We start from the raw sequence: 15,309 nt of genomic DNA on the forward strand, positions 1-15,309 counted from the left end.
TCCACCTGTCTCCATCGCCCGCACGGCGTTCGACGCGGTTAGAGAGGACCCCCAATAAACATGAGCACCGCCTTGCACAGCATCCGATGAACGCGGCGGACCAGGCCGTCATCGGGGTCGACATCGGCGGCACGACCATTCTCGCCGCGGCGGTCCTTCCCGACGGGACCGCGAGCCGGCACCACACGGTTCCCACGCCGCGTACCGGCGGGGGAGACGAGGTATGGGAAGGAGTGGCCAGCGCCATCGACGCGGCGCTGGAGGACACCTCCGGGGCGGCCCGCGGAATCGGGATCGCGAGCGCGGGACCTCTCGACCGGGACCAGGGCACCGTGAGCCCGGTCAACATCCCGGCGTGGCGCGACTACCCCCTCCTGAAGCGTGCCCGTGAGCGGTACCCCGGCGTGGCGGTCGCCTTCGACGGCGACGGCCTGTGCATGGCGCTGGGGGAGCACCGTTACGGCGCCGGCCGGGGCAGCTCCGCGACCCTGGGCATCGTCGTCTCCACCGGGGTGGGCGGGGGTGTCGTCCTGGACGGCCGGCTCTACCGGGGCCCGTCAGGCAACGCCGGCCACATCGGGCACGCGATCGCCGAGCCCGATGGCGAGCAGTGCCCGTGCGGCAGCCGCGGCTGCGTGGAGGTAGTGGCCAGCGGGCCGTCAATGGTCCGCTGGGCACTCGAACACGGCTGGTCCGCTCCCGGGCCGAATCCGGACGCCCGTGCCCTGGCCGAGTCGGCGCGGGCGGGCGGCACCGTGGCGCTGCGGGCGTTCGAGCGCTCGGGACGGGCGCTCGGAATCGCCATCGTCAACGCCGCCGCACTGACCGACCTGGACCGGGTGGTGGTGGGCGGCGGGGTCGCGCAGTCCGGGCGGCTCATCTTCGACCCCATCCGGAGCACCGTCGCCGAGTACGCGAGCATGGACTTCCTGCGCCGCCTGGAGGTGCGTGCGTCCACACTGGGCCAGCTCGCCGGGCTCCTCGGCGCCTCGGAACTGGTCTAGATCGGTGGGTGGGTGTCCGGCCAGGGGAGGCGAAGGCAGTGGGTGGGCCAGCCCTCTGCCATCGCCACGGGTACCCGATGGTTGCGCGCCCGACGAAAGCGGCAGCGAGAACGGTGGGTGGGTCAGCTCGCGGTGGTCGGTGCGGGTGCCCGATGGTCGCGCGTCCAACGGGGGAGGGGGCGGGGCGGGCGTTCTTGGCGCTGCTCATCGCCGATCTTGAGCAAATCGGTCCTTCAACGCGCTTGGTAGGAACGATTTCCTCAAGATCGCCGCACAGACTGCCCACAATCCGGACGTAGCGGGCGAGTGCGGGCATCGCCCCGGGCCATACGCTGTCCTTGCTGCTCTCGTTGGGCGTTTAACCGCCGGGCACCCGCGCCGATCACCGAGGGCTGGCCCACCCGCCGCCTTCACTGCCCTTCCTCGTGTGTGCGCGCCAAGGCGGGAAGCGGCGGCCATGGCAAGGGGGCGTGCTTCGCGGTGTTCGCGGAACACGCCCCTGAACCAGCGTTCGTGCGCGGCCGGGGCACGCGCCTCAGCGAACGAGGCGCAGCGTCACGACCTGGAACGGACGCAGACCGAACCCGATCACGGTGCCCGCACCGCCGGAGTCCGCGCGCACATCCAACTCGGGGCCGTCCTCAAGGTCATCCTCCAGCAGGTTCACCGTGCGCGCACCGGTGACCGCGAAGCCGGCCGTCACCGTGGCGCCGCAGCGCCCGCCGCGCGCCTCGTACAGCCGCACCACGACGTCGCCTGAACGGTCATCGGCCAGTTTGACGGACTCCACCACGACCCCCGGGTCATCGACCTCGACGAGCGGGGCGGCGGACGCGTCGCCGGGCAGTTCGCGAACCGGGAGGTTGATCCGGTACCCCTCGCGCACGGCGTCCTCGATCTCCGCGCCGGGGGCCAGAGCGTGGTGGAACCGGTGCCTCCCCTGGTCGGTCTCGGGGTCGGGGAAACGCGGCGCGCGCAGCAGGGAAACCCGCACGGTGCTCGTGGTGCCGCCATCTGCGCGGACATCGCGGGTCACATCGTGGCCGTAGGTGGAGTCGTTCAGCACCGCGACGCCGTAGCCCGGCTCGGCGACGTGCACCCAGCGGTGCGCGCAGATCTCGAACCGGGCGGTGTCCCACGAGGTGTTGGTGTGTGTCGGGCGCCGGAGGTGACCGAACTGGATCTCGGCGGCCGACTCGTGCGCGCGCACGTCGAGCGGGAACGCCGCCTTGAGGAACTTCTCCCGCTCGTGCCAGTCCACCTCGGTCTCGACGTCCAGGCGCCGCGCGCCGGGCGAGAGCGAGAGCACCTGCGTGACACGCGACGCGCCGAACGAACGGGTCACGCGCACCGCGGCGGCGTCCCCGCCCTCGTCGTCCTGGTCGAGGATGGCGACCGAGTCGGCGTCGGTGAGGTCGACCGTGGTGTTGCGGTAGAACTCGTCCACGTCCCAGGCGTCCCATTCGTTGGGCAGGTCCTGGTGCAGCTGGAGCAGGTTGGCCGGCTGTCCGGGTGGCAGGACCTCCCGGCCCGCGCGCTGGTCCAGGACCGACGTGACCAGGCCCTGGTGGTCCACCCGCACCCGCAGAATCCCGTTGTCCAGCTCGTAGCCGTCGGGTGCGGTGCGGGCCGCGGCGGTCCCGGCGCCGGACGCGGCCGCCGGGGAGGCGCGGTGCGCGCCGAGCGCGGGGATGCCGTCGCGCTCGTGCGGTGCGGCGTTGAAGACGACGGTGCCTTCCGCGTCGGGGTCGCCGGCGAGGGCGCGCTGGGCCGCCTCGATGATCCCGTTCAGCTCCGCGGCCACCTCGGCGTAGGCGTCCGCCGCCTCACGGTGCACCCAGGCGATCGAGCTTCCCGGCAGGATGTCGTGGAACTGGTTCAGCAGGACGGTGCGCCACACCTGGTCGAGCCGCTCGTAGGGGTAGGCGTGTCCGGTGCGCACCGCAGCGGTCGCCGCCCACAGTTCGGCTTCGCGGAGCAGATGCTCGGAGCGCCGGTTGCCCTGCTTGGTCTTCGCCTGGCTGGTGTAGGTGCCGCGGTGGAACTCCAGGTACAGCTCGCCCAGCCAGACCGGGGCGTCGGGGTACTCGGCGTGCGCCTTGGTGAAGAAATCCGCCGGGTGCTCCACGGCGACCTGTGGCGAGCCCTCCAGGTCCCGCAGGCGCTCGGCGCGGGCCAGCATCTCCCTGGTGGGTCCGCCGCCCCCGTCGCCGTGGCCGAACGGCACGAGGGAGCGCGAGGACCGCCCCTTGTCGCGGAAGTTGCGCGAGGCGTGCGCCAGCTCGTCGCCCGTCAGTTCGGAGTTGTAGGTGTCGACAGGGGGGAAGTGGGTGAAGATCCGGGTGCCGTCGATCCCCTCCCACCAGAAGGTGTGGTGCGGGAACGTGTTGGTCTGGCTCCAGGAGATCTTCTGGGTGAGGAACCAGCGCGACCCGGACAGCCGCACCAACTGGGGCAGCGCGGCCGAGTAACCGAAGGAGTCGGGCAGCCACACCTCCTGGGTGTCGACTCCGAGCTCGTCGCGGAAGAAGCGCTTGCCGTGGCTGAACTGGCGGGCCAGCGCCTCGGAACCGGGCATGTTGGTGTCGGACTCCACCCACATGCCGCCCACCGGGACGAACTGGCCCGCGGCGGCCGCCTTCCGCACCCGCGAGAAGATGTCGGGCCGGTGGTCCTTCAACCACGCCCACTGCTGCGCCTGGGACATGGCGAACACGAAGTCCGGGTTGTCGTCCATCAGCGCGGTGACGTTGGAACTGGTGCGCGCGACCTTGCGCACGGTCTCGCGCAGCGGCCACAGCCACGCGGAGTCGATGTGGGCGTGCCCAACAGCGGAGATCTGGTGGGCGCTGGCCACCGCGGGTGACCGCAACGCCGGCGCGAGCGTCTCACGCGCACGCTCGGCCGAGGCCGATACGTCCTGCAGGTCGATGGCGTCGAGGGTGCGCTCCAGCCAGCGCATCAGTTCCCAGCGGCGCGGATCGCCCGTGTCGAGTGCGCGCATGACCCCGCCAATGACGTCGAGGTCGATGGCGAGCTCCCACACCGGCGCGTCGAAGATCGCGATGTCGGCGCGCCGAAGCCGGTAGAGGGGGTCGTCTCCGGCGGTGGACCGGTCGCCCAACTCGGTCTGCTGGAAGGGCGGGTCGCCGAGGATGACCGGGTTGGCGGCGGCCTCCACGAAGATCTCGACCGCCTCTTCGCCGGCCGCCGGCGCGCTGATTGGTACCCAGGCGTTGCGCGGATTGAGACCTTTGAGCACGGTGCCGTCGCGCTGGTACACGAGCCCTTCGCACTGGAAGCCCGGCATCCGGTCGTCGAACCCGAGGTCTACCACGGCCTGCACCGTGCTGCCCGCCCAGGAGCGCGGTACCCGCCCGCTCAGCCGGAACCAGGTCGTGCCCCACGCGGGCCCCCAGGTGTCGCCGACGGCAGCCGGCTCGTAGGTCGCGTCGAGCGCCCGCGGTGCCGGAACGGGCTCGCCGGGCACGTCCCATCTGGCGACCTCCAACGGGGTCGACGTCGCGTACACCGCTGGCCACACCCGCTCCGACAGCACCCGGTCCAGGCGCGCCTCCAGCAGCCGCCGGTCATCATGCACGATGATTCTCCGTTCGATCGTCCCCTATCGGATCTTGGGTACGTTGCCAGCGCCGCCGATACTTAGTCAATGCTTTAGATAAAGACGCTCGCGGAAACGGCGGCCCCGAGCCGAGCCGACCGGAGTCGCGGGAGCGGCCTCACGGTCCCGCGCCGCCGTTCCCCACACCCGCGACGACCACGTCAGGCCGGCGGCCGTCCGCGCCGGCGGCGGACACCTCCCCGACGGAGACCTCCCCATCGGACGCGGCCACGAACGCGGAGTCGCCCCCACGCAGCACGAGCTCGTGCCCGCAACCCGTCCGAACCGTGACCGCCCCCGCCCCGAGGACGAGCACGATCCGCGCCCCCCGCCCTGGCAGGACCCCGTCGCGCGCCTCCCGGCCGCTGGCCCAGAGCGCGAAGTCGCCCACCGGCACGGGATAGCGCCACCAGGTGCCCTCCGCGATCGGCCGCACGCGCGGCACAGCCCGCGCCTCGAAACGGACCACGTCAAGCAGTTCGGGTACGTCCACGTGCTTGCTGGTGAGCCCGGCACGCAGCACGTTGTCCGAACTGGCCATGATCTCCACCGCCGTTCCGCCGACGTAGGCGTGCACATTGCCGGCGGGCAGGAAGAGGGCCTCCCACGGCCGCAGCCGCACCCGGTTCAACAGCAAGGCCGCGATCGCCCCGGGATCACCCGGGTAACGTTCGGCCAGCCGCACCATGCAGTCGGTGTTGCTGCCGTCGCTGTTCCGGCTCGCCGCCGGGTTCCGCGCTTCCCAGTCGATAAGCCCGGTCACGAGCGCGTTCCGCTCCTGTTCCGGCAGGGTCAGCAGCCGGGTGAACGCCGCGCGCAACGCGGTCGACGGGTCGGAACCAGCCAGGTCGGCCCGCAGCCGGGATGCCAATGGGGCCGGGTTGGCCGCGATGTCCGCGTACGCGGCGGCCGGGTCGCGGAAACCGCAGAGCGCCTCGAACGGTTCGAGGGCGACCACCATCTCCGGTTTGTGAAACGGATCCCGATAGTTGCGTCCGGCGGCGTCCCGCGGTGTCCCGGCGGCCTCTTCCGCGGCGAACCCCGCGCGCGCCTGCTCAGTGTCCGGATGCGCCTGCAGGGACAGTGGCGCTTCCGCCGCGAGGATCTTCAGCAGGAACGGCAGGCGGGGGCCGAAGGCGCGCACGGAACCCGCACCCAGCAGTGCCTCGGGCTCGGCCGCGATGGCGGTGTCCAGCCCGACCACCCGGGAATCCCGGGACGCGTCCTCGGGGCACAGGGTGCTGGTCCCTCTCTCGTGGGCGCCCAGCCACAGTTCCGCCTGCGGCCGGCCGTCAGGCTCGACACCGAGCAGCCGGGGGATCTCGGTGGTACTTCCCCAGGCATAGGGGAGTACCTGGTTGCGCAACCGGCGCATGATGAAGCCCTTCTCGTCGGCGCGGCCGCGGCACTGTATCGGGGCCGGCCGACCGCTCGCTCTGAACCTCCTTCATCTAATCATTTGCTGAAGTGCGGGGCACGGGGACGCTGAGGGGCTTGTCTTGGCCGGAGCGCGGTCAGCGGCTACGGGCTTCGAACCCGCCGTTCTCAGGCCGGTGGTGTCTGGCGCCGGTTGTATTCGGTGAGGCTCTCAACGACATCGGGATCGCTCATTACCGCTCGTCCCGCAATGGCCTCGAAGTCGATTCCGGATTGCAGTGAGCGCTCCGCGCTTGCCGCTACACCGCTCCGGTCGGCGAGCAGCGCCGGTTGTGGTTGGTCGGCGATCTCCTGAGCGATCTCGTGCGCCCGGCTTACGGCCTGCCCGGTGGGGACGAGTTCTTGCGCCAACCCCATCTGGAGGGCGCGTTCGGCACTGACCCGGCATCCGGTGTTGACCATCCACATCGCGTTTCCGTAACCAACGATCCTGGGCAGACGCTGGGTGCCGCCATCGATGAGCGTCACCCCCCACTGCCGATTAAGCGCCCCGAACTGGGCGTTTTCCGCAACGATCCGGAAATCGCACCACAGCGCCAGCTCCATTCCGCCGCCGAAACAGTGGCCGTTCACCGCGGCGATCGTGGGCTTGCCCGGATCCAGCCGCGCGAACCCCAGCGGTCCCGCACGATCGGCCTCGGCATGACCGGGAAGTTCCAGCAACCTCGCGAGGTCGCCACCCGCACAGAACGAACGCTCCCCGGCGCCGGTCACGACCAGTACCCGCGCATTGTCGTCAGCCGCGAACGCGTCAATGGCTTCTGCGATACCCAACGCCATTTCCACGTTGACCGCGTTGGCCGCCTCCTGCCGGTCAAGTGTCAATTGTGTGACATGCCCGAAGTGCTCAACAGCAAGCGTCATGGTGCTCCTTACCGAGTCATTCGACGGGGGTGCGGGGTTTGCGGGGCAGTTCAAGGCCGGTGTGGCCGAAAAGGACCATGCGGTTGTCCATCCTTGCAGGTGCGGTTGATGGCGGAATCGGTGCCCTCGGCGATCCCGTCCGCGATCGTCGGCCCCAGTTCCCTGCTCTGGGGCCACCTCATTCGAGCGACAATGATCATTGACCGTCACCCGCACAACTTGTTCGCCCTTTCCTGAGCCAACGTCTGCTGCGGACACGCGAGAAGCTGCCCCAAGCCGTTACGGCAGCCGGGTGTTTCTCGTGCGCGGCTTTCCTCGCCGTGAGTTGTGCAGGACGAGTGCGGCTACGGAGTGTGGATGCCGATGCCGCCACAGCGCACTCGGCGACCTTCCTCCAACCAGCCGACTGCAACCAACGTAGTGACCGGGTACAGCTCGCGCGCGGCAGGCGGCCAACGCAGGAGGAGAGGTAACGAGATATGACCGACGCCCCAAACGAGTTCAGCGCGGTCCACCGGGAAATAGGTGACTACCCGGTCGCTACGGGCGCAGGCCGCTCGCTCCTGCTGCGCCGCCCCTATGACGCCTCGGTCCAGGACGTATGGCACGCCTGCACCACCCCCGAGCGGCTCGGCCGCTGGCTGGCCCCGGTCACCGGCGACCTCGCACCCGGCGGCACCTTCCGGGTCGAGGGCCAGGCCAGCGGCAGGATCCTCGTCTGTCAGGAGCCTCACCTGCTCAAGGTGACCTGGGAATACGGGCCGGATTCGGTCACTGAGGTGGAGCTGCGTCTCGCCGAGAATGCCGACGGCGGAACCGTCCTTGAGCTGCGGCACACCTCACCCACCGAGACCGTCGACGAGATCGCCAAGGTCGTCGACTTCGCCGTCCAGCAGTTCACGCCCGGGTCTCGGAACAGCCCGACCGACCACTGAGGGACCCTCAGTGAGCCTCTTCCGACCTCACTGGCTACCAGGCGCACGCTCGTTACCTCGAGCCGGCCGCGGAAACGCCGAGCCTTCTGACCGGTGCTGGCCGGCAGCACACCCGCGCCCACCTCCTGACCGTGACGATGGAGATGGCACCGCGATCCGCCTTCTGCCTGACGCGGAGGCGGGCCGCCCGATCGGACGGCCCACCCTGGAGCGTACGGCGGCGGCAGCCCGGTCTACTTCTCCTGTATCCCCTGCAGCGCCTCCTCCACGCGGTCGAGCGTGTAGTTGGCGTCGGTGTAGCCGGCGACGGTGTTCTTCCCGGCGGCGAAGACGCGGTCGTTCCGCACCGCGGGAAGCTCCTTGTAGAGGGTCGTGGTCTGCAGGTCCTTCATGAACGGGTTGAGCTCGGCCCGCAGGTTCGAGTCGATGAAGAGGATGTCGGCGTCGCCGACGGCCGAGTCGATCTTCTCGTTCGAGAGGGTGGCCTCGGGCTCGGGCTCGTCCTCGACGATGGCGTTCTCCTGCTTCGACCAGGTGAAGCCGAGCGGTGTCAGCAGGGTGCCGGTCATGTTCTCCTCGCCCCACGCGTAGAAGCTGTTCTCCTCGTACGCGCCGATGACGCCGACCGTGTTGTTGTCCTCGATGACGTCGGCGTAGGTGTCCGCGATCTCCTGCTGGCGCGATTGGAACTCGCTCTGTAGCTCGTCCACCTGCTCTGGCACACCGAGAGCATCAGCGATCTCCTCGGTGCGCTGCGTCCACTTCGCGCGGTCACCGCCGCGCAGCGTGAAGGTGTAGACGGGGGCGACGTCCTCGAGCTGCGCGAGGACCTCCTCGTCGTAGATGTTCGGGGCCAGGATCATGTCTGGCTCCACCTTCGCGATCTCCTCGAGTTTGGGCTCCTCCGCGTCGGCGACGACCGGGACCGACTCGATTTCCTCCTCGATGTCCTCGGGCACGATCCCGGGCTCGAAGACGCCCTGGCCGACGGGCATGAAGCCCAGGTCGTACACCGGCTGCGTGGCCGCGTAGTGCAGGGTGACGACGCGCTCCGGCTCCGCGGGGACCTCGACCTCGGCACCCGTCGCATCGGTCACGGTGCGGGTGGCGCCCCCGGCGGACCCGTCTTCCGAGGTACCTGAGGACCCGCAGCCGGCGAGGGCGAGGCCCAGCGCCGCGACACCGGCGGCGAGGGAGAGGGATGGTGACTTCATGGGGTGACCTTTCGGTTTTCGGTGCCCGTGACCACGGCGCGGCCCCGGTGTCTGGTGACGACAAGAGGGCCGCCGTTGACGGGGTCCTCGATGATCGTGGCGTCGACGTTGAAGACCTCGGCGAGAAGACCAGAGGTGAGCACGTCCTCGGGGCTCCCCTCGGCGACGACGCTTCCGCCCGACATCACGATGAGGTGGCCGGCGTAGCGGGCGGCGTGGTTGATGTCGTGGAGGACGGCCACGATCGTCCGCCGGCTGTTCCGGTTCAGGTCGGCGAACAGGTCCATCAGCGATACCTGGTGGGAGACGTCCAGGAAGGTGGTCGGCTCGTCGAGCAACAGGATCGGGGACTCCTGCGCGAGCGCCATGGCGACCCAGGCCCGTTGCCGCTGGCCACCTGACAGCTCGTCGATCGGGCGGTCGGCGAGCTCGGTCATGGCGGTCTGGTTGAGGGCGCGGCGTACGCTTCGTTCGTCCTCCTCGCTCCAGCGGGCCAGGATCGACTGGTGCGGGTAGCGGCCCCGGCGCACGAGGTCGAACACGGAGATGCCCGCGGGCGCGATGGCGGACTGCGGCAGCAGGCCGAGGCGCGCCGCCACCTCTTTCGCGCGCATGGCGTGGATGTCCTTGCCATCGAGGTACACCGTTCCGGCGCTCGGCTTCAGCAGCCGGGACAGCGAGCGCAGCAGCGTGGACTTCCCGGACGCGTTCGGGCCGAGGATGACCGTGAAGCCGACACCGTCGGGAATGTCGACGCTCAGGTGCTCACCGATCACGCGCTTGTCGTAGGCCATGGTGATGTCGTCGGCGCGCAGCGGCGCCGCGCCGGCCGCCGAAGGACCGTCGGAGATGTTCACAGGGTTCCCTTCCGGTTCTCGCGGATGAGGAGACCGACGAGGTAGACGCCACCGACCGCGACCGTGGCGACGCCGACGGGAAAGGAGTGTCCGGGGACGGCGTGCTGGGCGGCGAGGTCGGCGCTCGCCAGGATGAAGGCGCCGGCACAGGCCGCCGGCGCGAGAGAGACACCGGTCGATGCCGCGATCCGGCGTCCGACGTGTGGTGCGGCGAGCGCGACGAAGGCGATCGGACCCGCGGCGGCGGTCACGATCGCGACGAGGACGACGCCCGCCAGGATCGCGACCAGGCGCGTACGCGCCGCCTGGACGCCGAGCGAGGCCGAGACGTCCGCACCGAGATCGAGCAGGCTCAGGCGCCGGTCGAGGAGTACGCCGGCGGCGAGGGTCGCGAGGAGCCCGATGGCCATGACTGGCCCGGTGTACTCGAAACTCGTGCCGTTGAGTGTGCCCACTCCCCACAACGCCGCGGCCTGGGCGATCTCCAGGTCGGCGGTGAGCAGGAACCAGGTCTCCAGGCTCACCAGCATCGCGCTCAGGCCGATGCCCACGATGACCAGCCGGAAGCCCGCGACTCCGCCGCCACGCGAGAGCAGCAGCACAAGAGCGGCGACGACGAGTCCCCCGGCGAGCGCGCCGCCGGCCACCAGCGCGAAGCTCGACCCGACGTACGCGACGACCGCGACGCCGCCCGCCGAGGAGCCCGCCGTGAAGCCGATGATGTCCGGGCTTCCCAGCGGGTTGCGGGTGAGGCATTGGAAGACCGCACCCGCCACCCCGAGCATCGCACCGAACACCGCGGCCGCCAGCGCGCGAGGCAGGCGCCACTGGACGACGAAAAGCTCGGCCGACGCCGGTGCCTCACCGGTCAGCGCCGCGACGATCTCGCCCGGCGAGTAGACAACGGTGCCGAGCATGAGCGCCACGATGGTCACCACCGCGGTCATCACGGCAAGTCCCGCGCAGGTGAGGGCCGTGCGCATGGGGATCCGCCCCGACACCGGCACCCGCCCGGCCCGCACCACGACGTGGCCGCGTTCCGCTCTGACCCACGCGCTCACTGGGCGCGCACCTGCTTCCCGGAGACGAGCCAGATGAGGACCGGCGCGCCGATGAAGGCCGTGACGACCCCGACGGGCACCTCGCGCAGCGGGACCACCACCCGGGCCACGATGTCGGAGACCAGCAGCACCACCGGTGCCACGAGCATCGACATCGGGATGACCCGCAGGTGGTCGTTGCCGACGAGCAGGCGGCACACGTGCGGTGCCATCAGTCCGAGGAAGCCAATCGGGCCCGCGACGGCCGTCGCCGCACCAACGAGGAGGGTGACCGCGACGACCGCCAGCGCCCGCGTACGGCGCGCACTGACGCCGAGCGAGGCGGCGAGGTCATCACCGAGCGCGATCGCGTTGAGTGGCCGCATCAGGACCGGGACCAGCACCAGCCCGATAATGAGGTACGGCGCCACGCCCACCAGGTCGTCGAGCGACCGTCCTGCGACCGAGCCCGCCACCCACGAGCGGTACCGCTCGAACGTGTCCGGGTCGAACAGCCGGATAGCCGTCGTGACGCCGCCGAACACCGCCGCGAGCGCGACGCCCGCAAGGGTCATGCGGACCGGGGTCGCCGGCCCGCGGCCCGTCGATGCGAGGAGCAGGACGGCGACGGTGGCGAACGACGCACCCGCGAGGGCCGGCCAGACGAGCGAGCCGACCGTGGCCGGCATCCCGACCAGGATCGCCACCGCCACGAACATGGTGGCCCCGGCGTTCACGCCCAGGATTCCGGGGTCGGCGAGCGGATTGCGCGTGAAGGCCTGGATCAGAGCTCCGGCGAGCCCCAGTGCCGCCCCGACCGCGATCGCGATGATCGTGCGCGGCAGCCGGTAGTCGAACACCAGCACTTCCGCCTCACGGCCTCCATCGCCGGCCACCGCGGACAGCACCCGTGAGGGCGCCACCTGCTCCGCGCCGACGAACAGGCTCGCGCCGGCCGCGAGCACCAGCGCGACAGCCAGCCCGAGGAGGGCCAGCGGCATCCGCGAGTGGGCGGATCGCGGGGCCTCGCGCTCGGCCGCGGCTCTGGCACCACGGGTGGGAACAGGGGCCTCAGGCATGGGCGACGGTCACGGACCCGTAAGCGCCGAAGCCCCAGCCGAGGGTCGTGGTCTCAACCTCGGCCGCGCCGGCCGCGCGAAGGAGCTCACCGATCCGGCCGCTGCTGCGGGGGACCATGCCCGTGACCGCCAGGCTGGTCAGGGCGTGTTCGGCGACGTGGTCGTCCGCGGCGGCCCTGTCGGTGGTGTGTTCGGCGAGCACCAGGGCGGAGCCCGCGGCGAAGGCGGTGCGCAGCAGGCCGAGTGCGTCGTCGTCGGCCCTGCCCTCCAAGGCTCCGACGAGGACCGCGCAGTCGTACGCCGGCCACTCGGCTTCGCCGGCTCCCGGGAGCTGCACGGTCCGCCCGCCGGCGATGTGCGAGGCGACGTACGGCGCGGCATCGCCGACCACGGCCAGGGTGCGCGCCTCGGCGACCGGAGCGAGCTTCGCGAGCGGATCGATGACGTACTGGAGGAGATCCGCGGAGCGGTCCTGGTGGGCGTCATCGAGAGCCGTGTCTGCCGCTCGGCGCGCACGCCATGGCGACGCGCCGAGACAGGGGGAGGAGTCATCCGAGCGCAGCACGTCGACGAGGTCGACCAGCGCCAGCGCCTCGCGGTTGGCCGGGTTGTCGAGCGAGAGCGCCTCCAGCGAGGACTCCTCCATCAGGATGCCGCCGCGAGCGGTGTTGCGGTAGCGGTCGCCTTCGCGCTCGGCCAGCCCCAACGCGGTCATCGCGTCGAGGAGGAGCCTGAGACGGGCCGGATCCGCACCGGTCTCGCGGCCGAGCTCGTCGGGCGTCGAGACACCGGTGGCGATGAGCGGCCCGATGCCGAGGGTGACAGCGGCGCGGGTGACGATCGGCGGTGCCAGCTCGGTCATCTCGTGCACCTCGTGGAGCAGCTCCATCGAGGTCTCCGCGTCCCCACCCGGCGACGCGGGGGCGAGCCGCTCCGCGTCGTCCCGCGGCCCGCGATCGTCGACCGCCGCCTTCGGGCGCCGCCAGTACCCGGTGACCTCGACGTCCTCCTTCGGCAGCCCCAGGCCGGAGCGCAGGTAGCGGCGGATGGGAGCGATCGTCAGCGCCTCTCCGCCGACCCAGGCGTAGACGCGGCGGTCCGGCATCCGCACGCGTTGTACGGCGTCGAAGAGCTGGGTGCTCATCCCGGCCGGTACGTCGCCGCGGACCAGCCACTCGATCTCGACGTCCGCGGCCGTCGGGATGTCCTGGCGGTCCGCCGCGGTCGGGATCTCGACGATCGCGTGCCCGCGGGTGGCCTCCGGGGCCTCCTCAAGCCAGCGGCCGATCGACGGAAGTGCCGTCTCGTCTCCGACCAGCAGATGCCATTCGGCCTCGTCGTTGCGCAACGCGCACGACTTCGGGCCGGCGACGTGGATCTGGTCCCCCGGCCGCGCGCGGAACGCCCAGGCGGCAGCGAGGCCGTGGTCGTGGCGGACGACGTCGAGGTCCAGCGTCCGCGCTTCCGGGTTCCACGCGCGCACTGTGTAGTCGCGCGTGCGGGCGAGCGCCTCCGGATTCCACGCGAACCGCTTCTCCTGCTGGGTGCCGATGTGCGGCACGGTGCCGTCCGCGGCCGGGAGGACGATCTTCACGTGATCGTCGAAACCGTCGGACCGGAAGGGAGGACGCTCGAAGCCGTCGCCCATCGTCCCGGCGGCGAGCTCGTCGCCACCGAGCGTGATCCGGCGCAGGTTCGGCGTGACGTCGGTGACGCGCACCACTTCCACGTGCCGTAACACGATGGGGTGGACCTGCATCGGCCGAGAGGTGCGAGGCATGGAGACTCCCAAGGGAAGGCTAACCTTACGAAGGTTAGGCTAACAAGGGTTTCTCTTGGAGTGAGCCCGGCCCCGCGCAGCGGCGCCGGCCTCCGCTCCGAGGACGTGCTCCTTCGTGACAGCGGCGCCTCGCCGCAGTTGATCGCCGTCTCGGCCGTGCCCTGCCATTGCGCGTATCCAAGGGGCGCGGTACCCGACCCGCTCGTCACCTTCGGCCGGCGAAACCGCGATACTGGGTGCGGTCCCGCCGGGCCCGGCGCGACAGTGGTCCCGCTGGGCAGGCCGGGCCCGCCCCCATTCGAGACGGCATCCAGGGAGTACGCGTGAGCGACGACGGTCGCGAGCACCTGACCTACGAACTGTTCGGAACCGCCACGCGCGACTTGGCGCAGGCCATCGCCAACGACGGCTACGAGCCCGACCTCATCCTCTCGATCGCCCGCGGCGGGCTGTTCGTGGCGGGCGGTCTGGGCTACGCGTTGGACGTGAAGAACCTGCACGTCGTGAACGTGGAGTTCTACACGGGCGTGGGCGAGACGTTGGACATGCCGGTCATGCTTCCACCGGTTCCCAACACCATCGACCTGAGTCGCAAGAAGGTCCTGGTGGCCGACGATGTCGCCGACACCGGATCGACCCTGCGGCTGGTGCACGACTTCTGCGCCGAGAACGTCGCCGAGGTGCGCAGCGTCGTGCTCTACGAGAAACCGCAGTCCCTGGTCAGGTGCGAGTACGTGTGGAAGCGCACCGACAGGTGGATCAACTTCCCCTGGTCGGTACTGTCCCCCGTGGTACAGCGCGATGGCCGGGTCCGCGACGCCTGAAGCGGCTTGCCGTTCAGGAGGCCGCCGCGTTCGGGATGACGCCCGAGGCCGTTATGGTCTACCTCGCCGGCCACGTCGATGAAAGCCGGGCGGCCAAACGAGCGCGAACGGAGACCACGACGTGCGGTACCTGACCCCGTCCTTCGCCATCGGAGCCCTCCACCGCGGACAGGAGATCGAACAGTTCCTCGGCGGCTTCGACCGCGGCGAGCAGCACATTATCCGTTGGGCGGCGCTCGGCCGCGGAAAGGACCGCATCACGCTGTATCTCAGCGAGGCCGTGGACGCGGGCACCGACTCCTTCCTGGACGTCTCGGAGTTCCCGCCGCTCGATCCGGATGACGAGAGCTGGGGAAAGGTCATCGGCACCGCAGCCAGCCCCGGCGAGGCGCTCGCTCTCGCCGAGCACCACCTCGGTGCGTCCCGGGACCGCTGGGTCAACCAGGGGGTCATCTGTTCGGAATACAAGGACTATCGCGCCGCCCGCAGCACGAACGAGCCGCTCATGTGAGCGGGGGTTCCCAGCAGGTGGGCCGTCCGTTCGTAGACGAGGCGGGCGAGTTCGTCGCCCGCGAGGACCGAAGGCGAGCCGGGACGGGAGTCGCTGAAGAATCCGTCGTTGGGTTCGGGAGGCGTGTCGGTTGTGCCTGGAA

At 70.6% G+C, this 15,309-nt stretch carries 12 protein-coding genes; 4 read left to right on the plus strand and 8 right to left on the minus strand.

What is annotated here, in order from left to right:
- Window positions 1–86: 86 nt before the first annotated feature.
- Window positions 87–1,004 carry an ROK family protein gene (locus F4561_RS09825; protein ID WP_184577001.1) on the plus strand — a complete coding sequence of 306 codons (918 nt, stop codon included), beginning with the start codon at window positions 87–89 and terminating at the stop codon, window positions 1,002–1,004.
- A gap of 535 nt (window positions 1,005–1,539) precedes the next feature.
- Here the strand turns inward: F4561_RS09825 and F4561_RS09830 are convergent.
- The 3 genes from F4561_RS09830 to F4561_RS09840 form a co-directional block, all read right to left on the minus strand.
- Window positions 1,540–4,605, minus strand: a complete 3,066-nt coding sequence (locus tag F4561_RS09830) for an alpha-mannosidase (RefSeq protein WP_184577004.1) — start codon at window positions 4,603–4,605, stop codon at window positions 1,540–1,542.
- Window positions 4,606–4,744: 139 nt separating this feature from the next.
- A complete protein-coding gene (gene manA, locus F4561_RS09835) occupies window positions 4,745–6,001 on the minus strand; it encodes a mannose-6-phosphate isomerase, class I (RefSeq protein ID WP_184577007.1) in 1,257 nt (418 codons plus the stop codon).
- A gap of 170 nt (window positions 6,002–6,171) precedes the next feature.
- A complete protein-coding gene (locus F4561_RS09840) occupies window positions 6,172–7,137 on the minus strand; it encodes an enoyl-CoA hydratase/isomerase family protein (RefSeq protein ID WP_184577010.1) in 966 nt (321 codons plus the stop codon).
- Window positions 7,138–7,406: 269 nt separating this feature from the next.
- Here F4561_RS09840 and F4561_RS09845 point away from each other — a divergent pair, with 269 nt between their 5' ends.
- Window positions 7,407–7,862 (plus strand): SRPBCC domain-containing protein, encoded by a 456-nt coding sequence (locus F4561_RS09845; RefSeq protein WP_184577013.1) that lies wholly within the window; start codon window positions 7,407–7,409, stop codon window positions 7,860–7,862.
- Between the two features lie 233 nt (window positions 7,863–8,095).
- Here F4561_RS09845 and F4561_RS09850 read toward each other — a convergent pair whose 3' ends face one another.
- From F4561_RS09850 to F4561_RS09870, 5 genes are read right to left on the minus strand one after another with little or no spacing between them, the layout of a single operon-like run.
- On the minus strand, window positions 8,096–9,076 hold the full coding sequence (locus F4561_RS09850; protein WP_184577016.1) for an ABC transporter substrate-binding protein: 981 nt from the start codon (window positions 9,074–9,076) through the stop codon (window positions 8,096–8,098).
- Entirely contained in the window at window positions 9,073–9,870 is a 798-nt protein-coding gene (locus tag F4561_RS09855) for an ABC transporter ATP-binding protein (protein ID WP_184583433.1), read from the minus strand. Before F4561_RS09855 ends, F4561_RS09850 begins: the two co-directional genes overlap by 4 nt.
- 59 nt (window positions 9,871–9,929) lie before the next feature.
- Window positions 9,930–10,994, minus strand: a complete 1,065-nt coding sequence (locus F4561_RS09860) for a FecCD family ABC transporter permease (protein ID WP_221445429.1) — start codon at window positions 10,992–10,994, stop codon at window positions 9,930–9,932.
- Complete coding sequence (locus F4561_RS09865; protein WP_246437178.1) at window positions 10,991–12,052, minus strand: FecCD family ABC transporter permease; 1,062 nt, start codon at window positions 12,050–12,052, stop codon at window positions 10,991–10,993. The genes F4561_RS09860 and F4561_RS09865 overlap by 4 nt, the downstream gene beginning before the upstream one ends.
- Entirely contained in the window at window positions 12,045–13,832 is a 1,788-nt protein-coding gene (locus F4561_RS09870) for a siderophore-interacting protein (protein ID WP_184577019.1), read from the minus strand. The genes F4561_RS09865 and F4561_RS09870 overlap by 8 nt, the downstream gene beginning before the upstream one ends.
- A 323-nt stretch (window positions 13,833–14,155) precedes the next feature.
- Here F4561_RS09870 and F4561_RS09875 point away from each other — a divergent pair, with 323 nt between their 5' ends.
- Both F4561_RS09875 and F4561_RS09880 read left to right on the plus strand, forming a co-directional pair.
- A complete protein-coding gene (locus F4561_RS09875) occupies window positions 14,156–14,656 on the plus strand; it encodes a phosphoribosyltransferase (RefSeq protein ID WP_184577022.1) in 501 nt (166 codons plus the stop codon).
- Between the two features lie 121 nt (window positions 14,657–14,777).
- Window positions 14,778–15,167 carry a hypothetical protein gene (locus tag F4561_RS09880; RefSeq protein ID WP_184577025.1) on the plus strand — a complete coding sequence of 130 codons (390 nt, stop codon included), beginning with the start codon at window positions 14,778–14,780 and terminating at the stop codon, window positions 15,165–15,167.
- Window positions 15,168–15,309: the final 142 nt, after the last annotated feature.

It is taken from the genome of Lipingzhangella halophila (assembly GCF_014203805.1).
GTDB lineage: Bacteria > Actinomycetota > Actinomycetes > Streptosporangiales > Streptosporangiaceae > Lipingzhangella > Lipingzhangella halophila.

Excerpts from the sequence above, each read along its gene's own strand:
- F4561_RS09825 (WP_184577001.1), top strand. The coding sequence starts at position 87 with ATGAACGCGGCGGACCAGGCCGTCATCGGGGTCGACATCGGCGGCACG.
- manA (WP_184577007.1), bottom strand. The coding sequence starts at position 6,001 with ATGCGCCGGTTGCGCAACCAGGTACTCCCCTATGCCTGGGGAAGTACC.
- F4561_RS09845 (WP_184577013.1), top strand. The coding sequence starts at position 7,407 with ATGACCGACGCCCCAAACGAGTTCAGCGCGGTCCACCGGGAAATAGGT.
- F4561_RS09850 (WP_184577016.1), bottom strand. The coding sequence starts at position 9,076 with ATGAAGTCACCATCCCTCTCCCTCGCCGCCGGTGTCGCGGCGCTGGGC.
- F4561_RS09855 (WP_184583433.1), bottom strand. The coding sequence starts at position 9,870 with ATGGCCTACGACAAGCGCGTGATCGGTGAGCACCTGAGCGTCGACATT.
- F4561_RS09865 (WP_246437178.1), bottom strand. The coding sequence starts at position 12,052 with ATGCCTGAGGCCCCTGTTCCCACCCGTGGTGCCAGAGCCGCGGCCGAG.
- F4561_RS09870 (WP_184577019.1), bottom strand. The coding sequence starts at position 13,832 with ATGCCTCGCACCTCTCGGCCGATGCAGGTCCACCCCATCGTGTTACGG.